General features: G+C 69.8%; 4 protein-coding genes. 2 read left to right on the top strand and 2 right to left on the bottom strand.

Annotated features, from left to right (window positions below):
- Window positions 1-126: 126 nt before the first annotated feature.
- A complete protein-coding gene (locus tag ACFWI9_RS24890) occupies window positions 127-3,474 on the bottom strand; it encodes a S8 family serine peptidase (RefSeq protein ID WP_387165269.1) in 3,348 nt (1,115 codons plus the stop codon).
- 496 nt (window positions 3,475-3,970) lie between these two features.
- Between ACFWI9_RS24890 and ACFWI9_RS24885 the strand changes: the two genes are divergently transcribed.
- Together ACFWI9_RS24885 and ACFWI9_RS24880 are read left to right on the top strand one after the other, a co-directional pair.
- On the top strand, window positions 3,971-4,435 hold the full coding sequence (locus ACFWI9_RS24885) for an NUDIX hydrolase (RefSeq protein WP_387165268.1): 465 nt from the start codon (window positions 3,971-3,973) through the stop codon (window positions 4,433-4,435).
- Between the two features lie 108 nt (window positions 4,436-4,543).
- On the top strand, window positions 4,544-5,722 hold the full coding sequence (locus ACFWI9_RS24880; RefSeq protein WP_387165267.1) for a serine hydrolase domain-containing protein: 1,179 nt from the start codon (window positions 4,544-4,546) through the stop codon (window positions 5,720-5,722).
- 17 nt (window positions 5,723-5,739) lie between these two features.
- Here the strand turns inward: ACFWI9_RS24880 and ACFWI9_RS24875 are convergent, their stop codons facing one another.
- On the bottom strand, window positions 5,740-6,765 hold the full coding sequence (locus tag ACFWI9_RS24875) for a hypothetical protein (protein ID WP_387165266.1): 1,026 nt from the start codon (window positions 6,763-6,765) through the stop codon (window positions 5,740-5,742).
- Between the last annotated feature and the right edge of the window lie 281 nt (window positions 6,766-7,046).

Below are 7,046 nucleotides of genomic sequence, written 5' to 3'. Positions count from 1 at the left end.
TCTCCAAACTTCGTGGTCCGGGGGGGGGTTGTGTCCACATGCCCACCTGGCGGGGGGGGGGCCCGCGGGCCCCCCCCCCCTCCGGCGGTCCGGTCGGTCACGCCTCGGCGGACCTGGCGTTCCGTGTTACGGGATGACCTTCTCGATCACCACGCTGCCGGTGCCGGCGGCGGTACCGCGGGCGTTCAGCAGCTGCACCTCGCCGAAGAACTGACGTCCCTCGGGAGCCTGGCTGCCCACCAGGACCTCGGCGGCGACCTGCGCCGACGCGCCGCTGGCGAGCTTGACGTCCTTGGTCTCGTCGACCTCGACCGAGCCGAGGGAGGACGAGAAGAAGACGTCCCGGTAGTCGTACTCGGTGCTGCCGCTCGGGACGGCGTAGCCCACGATCTTGATGGTGTAGGTACCGGCGGCGGGCTTGGCGAGGCTTACGGCCTCCTCCGAGTCACCGTCGGCGGACGTACCGACCTGCTTGTCACCCAGCCACACCTCGAGGTCGAGGTCGGCACCGGTGTCCGAGGTGCTGCCGATGGCGACGTCCAGGCGCTCCACACCCTCACCGATGGTGACGGTGCTCTCCTGGGTCTCGCCGTTGGCGATGGTCGGACGGGTGACCTTCGCCGAGCCCAGCGAGCCGCCCTTCAGCTTGCCGTCGATCGCGGCGAAGGCGTTGGAGACCGTCCAGTCGACCTTGGCGGCGGTGCCGACCTTGGCCTCGGGGATGGTCTTCACAGCCGGGTCGAAGGTGGCGCCGAGCAGGGACACGTCCAGCTTGTACGTGTTGTCCAGCAGCGGGGACGTACGGCGGGACTCGACCTCGATCTCCCAGACACCGGGCTGCGGGTCGGCGTACGACCGCAGGTCGGGGCGGCAGGTGTTGGTCGGGCTGGTGTAGTTCGGGTAGCAGTAGATCGTGGCGCTGTCCTCGACGGCCACACCGTAGGGGTGGATCGAGATGAAGCGGGTCTGGCTCTTGTCCTTCAGCCCGCTCAGCGCGACCTCGAGGGTCTTGGCACCCTCGGGGACGGTCACGAAGTACGACTTGTGGCTGTTGCGCTGCACGGTGCCGGACGCGGAGTACGCGTAGTAGGACGGCAGGGTGAGCTGCTTCGCGACCACGACCGTGGAGAGGATCTGGCGGTCGACACCCTCGGTGCGGAGGTCGTCGAGCTCCAGGATGGCGCTGTGCACACCGGCGGTGAGAGGCAGTGCGTCCACCTTGACGGTGACCGGCTCGTCCAGGGGCAGCATCACGTAGCCGCGGCCCGGCAGGTCGAAGGTGCCGTCGTTGTACTTCCAGTCCAGCTCGTGCCGGATCGGACGGTCCGGACCGGTGGTCCGGGTGATGGTGATCGTGTACGACTTCTTCTGGCCGGCCTTGAGGCCGCCCTCGCGGTCGTACAGACCCGTGCCGAAGCCCGGGGTCTTCAGGAACTGGTCGATCGCGGTGTCGACCGGCGCCTTCACGCTGTACTCGGTGGCGGTCGCGCCGGCCTTGACGGCCTCCCAGGCACCCGGGATGTTGATCAGGCCGGAGCCCTGCTCGTGCGCCGCCGCGCCGTCGATCTTCTTGGCGCTGCTGGTCAGCGCCGTGCGCAGGTTCGCCGGGGACAGGTCGATCTTGCGCTGGTTGGCGGCGGAGAGCAGCAGCGCGCTCGCGCCCGCCGCCTGCGGCGAGGACATCGAGGTGCCCTGCAGCATCCCGTAACCGGCCGGCAGCGTGTATCCGGCCTCGGCCACCGGAGCGCCCGGCAGCCAGGTCTGGATGGTGTTGATCGAGGCGCCGGGGGCGGTGATGGTGGGGGTGAAGCCACCGTCTTCACGCGGACCGCGCGAGGAGAACGGGAACATCGCGTACGGCTTCGCGACCTCGGAGCCGTAGTTGGACGCCCAGGTCTCCTTGGAGATCGCGGCACCCACGGAGATCACCTTGTCGGCCAGACCGGGGTCGCCGATGGTGTTGATGCCGGGACCCTCGTTGCCCGCCGAGATGACCAGCTGCACGCCGTACTCGTCGATCAGACGGCTGTAGAGCTCCGCACGGGCGTTGTTGCCGTCGTTGAGCGCCGGCAGACCGCCGATGGACATGTTGACGATGTCCACACCGCGGTTGATGACCAGGTCGGCCATGCCCTCGGTGAGCGCCACGTTGGTGCAGCCGCCGCTCCAGGAGCAGGCGCGCGACGAGACCAGCTTGGCGCCGGGCGCCGCGCCGTTCATCTTGCCGCCGAACAGGCCGTTGGCCGCGGTGATGCCCGCGACGTGGGTGCCGTGCTCGGACTCGATGATGCCGACGTTGACGAAGTCGGCCTTCTTGCCGACCCAGTCGCCGCCCAGCGGGTCCATGGCCACGTTCTTGCGGATCTCGATCACGAACGGGATGCGCTCGGCGACGTCGGTCGCCGGGTTGTCCGTGCCGAAGTAGCCGACCTGGTAGCCGTCCTTGTACGGCTTCATCGGCTCGTTGTCGGTGAAGTCGCCGTTCTGGTCGGTGTCGACGCGGACGGTGCCCGCGGCCGGGTCGTAGAGCAGCCCGAACCGGTCGCTGGTGTCGCCGTCGCGGTTGACGTCGCCCTTCATGTCACCGTTGGCGGTGATCGACTCGGTGAACCGGCTGAACTGGTACGAGCCGGCCGGAGCCGTCCAGGTGCTTCCCGAGGCGGTGAACGTCGGGCCGGCGACCGGGGTGATCTGGGCGCGCCAGGTGCCGTCGTTGTCCGTGATCGGGTCCGTCGCGGTCACCCAGTCGGTGATCTTGCGCTCGCCGGTGGTGGTCTTCTGGAGCGCCGGGTGAGCGATGTCGACACCCGAGTCCATGATGCCGATGGTGACACCGCGGCCGTCGTACTTCGGGTGGTCCTCGACGAACTTCACCGCGCCCGTCTCGAAGGACGGGTTGTACGGGTTCTTGGCGGGCGTCTTCTTGTCCGGAGCCGCGTAGCTGCCGGCCTCGGTGCCCTTGCCGCCCTTGCCGGACTTGCCGTTCGGCGAGGTGGCGATCCCGCTCGCGCGGTCGCCCGCGGGGGTCGGGTCGTCCAGCTCGATCTCGTGCTTGAGGTCGATGCCGTGGACGCTGGGCAGCTTGCCGGCCGCCTTGATCGCCGCCTCGGCCTTGCCGGTCGGCACGGTGGCGCGGACGTAGCCGAGCTTGTCGTAGACCTTGCCGACCGAGGCACCCGGTACGGCGTCGAGCTGCGCGGCGACCTTCTCGGTCTCACCGGGGGCGGTGGCGACCATCATGGTGACGGTCTTCTCGCCCTTGGTCTCTGCCTGCTCCAGGAGGTCGGCGTCGGCCGCCCCCAGCTTGTCGGAGCTCGTGGACTTCACGGGGGCGGAACCGACCGGGTCGTCAGCTGCCGCCGCGAAGGCGGGCACGACTCCAGCGGTAGCCAGCGCGGCCACCAGGCCGGCCGCGGCTGCCACACGGGCCGCGCGCCTCCGGCCGGATATGGAGCTCTGGGATTCGGGGGTCATCTACATCCCTGTCGGTGAAAGAAGAGAGTCCGGATTTCGGTACCGGATGACCGCTCACCCTTTCGTAAGAGACGGGTGTTTGTGGAGAGTTGACGGAGACGTGAAGGGTCGATGGCGTACATCCGCCACTGGCGTGACATCGGACGAGGGGGTGAACCATCCTGATTCCGGACATTCGGTCGTTCGGGTTCGAGGGGTGGTCAAGGGATGGTGTGGGGGATCCCCGATTGCGCTGCGCGTCATGATGTGGTGAGCGGTTTCCGTGCTGTGCTCGCCATGTGTGCGCGATGTGCCGCGTTCGCCGTGCGGGCTCTGATGGCGCCGCCGGCCGGTTCACGCGGCACCGGTTCACGCGGCACCGGTTCACGCGGCACCGGTTCACGCGGCACCGGTTCACGCGGATCGGCTCGCGCGTTCTCCCCGCCGTGTCATGGGACAGGACCCGGCCGCGCCGTGCCCCCGCTGGGGAGGACGGGAAAGCCCTTAGCCTCGTTCCATGAGTCGGCGATTGAGAGTCGCGGCATACGCCGTGTGCGTACGGGACGGACGGATACTGCTCGCCCGCTGGGTGGCGCGCGACGGCATCAAGCGCTGGACGCTGCCCGGCGGCGGGATGGACCACGGAGAGGATCCGGTCGACACGGTCCTGCGCGAGGTGGCCGAGGAGACCGGCTACCTGGCGGAGGTGACCGCGCTGCTCGGTATCGACTCGATGCGTGAGCGCCAACCGCGCAAGCTCTCCGGTGACGTCGACTTCCACGGTCTGCGCGTCGTCTACGAAGGAGAGATCACCGGGGGTGAGTTGCGCCCCGAAACGGATGGTTCCACCGACCTGGCCGCCTGGCACGAGCTGACCGCCGTGCCGGAGCTCGAACGGGTCGCGCTGGTCGACATCGGCTTGGCGCTGTGGCGGCAGCGGCCCCCGGCGGGCACGACCCGGGCCTGTCACGGGAACGGCTGAAAACCACTCAACCTTGTGCACACCGGTCAACTTGAGGGCGCCGAACGGAGTCCATCGGGTCGAACCATCTCCGATCCGCCCGCAGTTCGCGTAGACAGGAGTTCTCGAATGGCCGTGCGTCTGACCGTACGCCCTGCTCGCATGATCCGGCCGGTGCTCGCCGCAGCGGTGGGGGCCGGGCTCGCCGGCGCCGCGCTCGTCACCCCGGCGGCAGCGGCCGGCACCCCCGGTCCGTCCTCCGGGCACGAGCGCACCCGGCAGGCATTGGAGGCGGCCGTCGCCGAGGGAGTGCCGGGTGCGCTCGCGCAGGCGGCCAGGACCGGGCGCCCTGCCTGGAACGGCGAGGCGGGCGTGGCCGACCGCACCACCGGGCGTGAGCGCAGGCCCGAGGACCGCTTCCGTGTCGGCTCCATCACCAAGACCTTCGTGGCCACGGTCATCCTCCAGTTGGAGGCCGAGGGGAGACTGAGCCTCGACGACACCGTGGAGCGCTGGCTGCCCGGACTGGTGCGGGGCAACGGAAACGACGGACGCGCCATCACCCTGCGGCAGCTCCTCAACCACAGCAGCGGCATCTACAGCTACACCGAGGACCCGGGGTTCCTGGCGAAAGCCTTCGGGCCGGGCTTCTTCGAGCACCGCTACGACACCTACACCCCGCGCGAACTGGTCAGGCTCGCCATGAGCCACCGCCCGAACTTCGCCCCGGGCACCGACTGGCAGTACTCCAACACCAACTTCACCCTCGCCGGACTGGTCATCGAGAAGGCAACCGGCCGCCCCTACGGCACGGAGGTCGAGCGCCGGATCCTGCGCCCGCTGGGGCTGCGCGGCACCTCGGTACCCGGCATCCGCCCATGGCTGCCGGGTCCCAGCGGACGGGCGTATTCGATCCTGGTCGGCCCTCCGCCGAACGAGACCATCCACGACGTCACCGAACTGAACCCGTCGGCCGCCGGATCGGCCGGCGAGATGATCTCCACGACCGGGGATCTCAACCGCTTCTACCGGGCACTGCTCGGCGGACGGCTGCTGCCGAAAGAGCAGTTGAAGAAGATGACCACGACGCTCCCGACTGATGAGGACGCGCCGAACCTCCGGTACGGGCTCGGGCTGATGGCGGTGAAGCTGTCCTGCGGCAAGGAGGTCTGGGGGCATGGGGGCGGCATCCACGGCTCCTCGTCGGGAGCCGTCGCCACCCGTGACGGCGGTCATGCCCTCGCGCTGAACTTCAACAGCGACTGGGTGGGAGACACCACCGTGGTGATGGAGGCGGAGTTCTGCTGACCCCGGGGCCGGGGCACTCAACGGGGGAGGACCACGACATAGGCGGCGGGCTCCCGATGCGGTGAGGCCATCAGGGCGGTGCGGATCACCGCCGCCTGCTGGGCGGGGGCGTCCCGCAGGCGCTTCGGCGAGACATGTACCACCGTGATGCCGAGGCGCTCCAGATGCTCCCGCTTACGGCTGTACGCGGGCCACTCCAGATCCGGACCCGGCCCGTCCCCATGCCCGTCCCCCTCGGGGCGGGGCGGGCGCGGGGCGCGGGTGTCGAGCTCCAGGGCGATCGCCTGCTCGGGCCAGTAGGCGTCGACACTGCCGAGATGGGGGCCGCCGGGCAGTCGCAGGTCGACGTTCCAGACCGGTTCGGGCAGCCCGTACAGGCGGATCAGCTCGTACAGCCGGTCCTCCGCCAGCGCCCGCCCCTCGGCGAGCAGGGAGTCCACGGCGTCCATCAGGTGGGGCCGGGACAGCAGGCGCGCCCGGTTCAGTTCCCCGACCACGGCGGCGGGTTCGCAGTAGCCGGCGCGTACCGCCTCGGTGAGGAGCCGGCGCACCGAGGTCGCATCGGTCAGCCGGGCGACCGCGTCCGCCAGCGCCCGGGGCACCGGAGCGACCGGCAGTCCCGCGAGGTATTCGGGCCGCGGCGGCGACTGGGTCCGGATCAGCCGGGCGCAGCCCGCCGACCGCAGCCGCCGGGTGCGTGGCACCAGCACGTCGATCCGGCTCAGCAACGGCAGGGCGGGTACGGAGGCGAAGCGGCGCAGCGCCAGTGCCGCCAGCCCTGTGATCATGGCCTCCCCGCCGCCCGCGGGCCGGTCGGCGTACGCCAGGACCGCGTTCAGCCGTTCCTCGCTGGTGAGCGGCCTCCGGTGCAGCACATACACACCGGGCAGCACCTGCTGCCATGGCCCGCCGGGTCCGCACTGCTCGGCGGCCCGGTCCGCCGGCACCCCGTGCGCGCGGAGCTGCGTAGCGGTCAGTACGCGGCTTCGTACATCGGACCGAAGGCTCAAGGGGCGAGGAGAAAGAGGGGTGTTGGGGTTCATGATGCGCCAATTCCCTTGCCCCGCAGGCCTTCTAACCGCTGTTACACGTTCGTCGACAATTCCGGACAACACCGCCCTAAAGTACGGTAGTTCGAAAGCCGATCAGGCGCTGCGCTGACCGGGCCGCCGCGCCGGTGCCGGGGGTGAACCGGTACCGGCGTCGTATGCCCGGTTCCGGACGGGGTGTGGGGGGGAAATATTTTAACTGAAGACAGCCACAGCGCCGAGGCAATGAAGAGATAGAGGCAGCCCGAAAGGGCGGACGCCGCCGGGCCCAGAAC

The organism is Streptomyces sp. NPDC127084, from assembly GCF_042724175.1.
GTDB lineage: Bacteria > Actinomycetota > Actinomycetes > Streptomycetales > Streptomycetaceae > Streptomyces.
The sequence above is the reverse complement of the archived record's forward strand: the minus strand, read 5'-3'. Positions and strand labels throughout refer to the sequence as shown.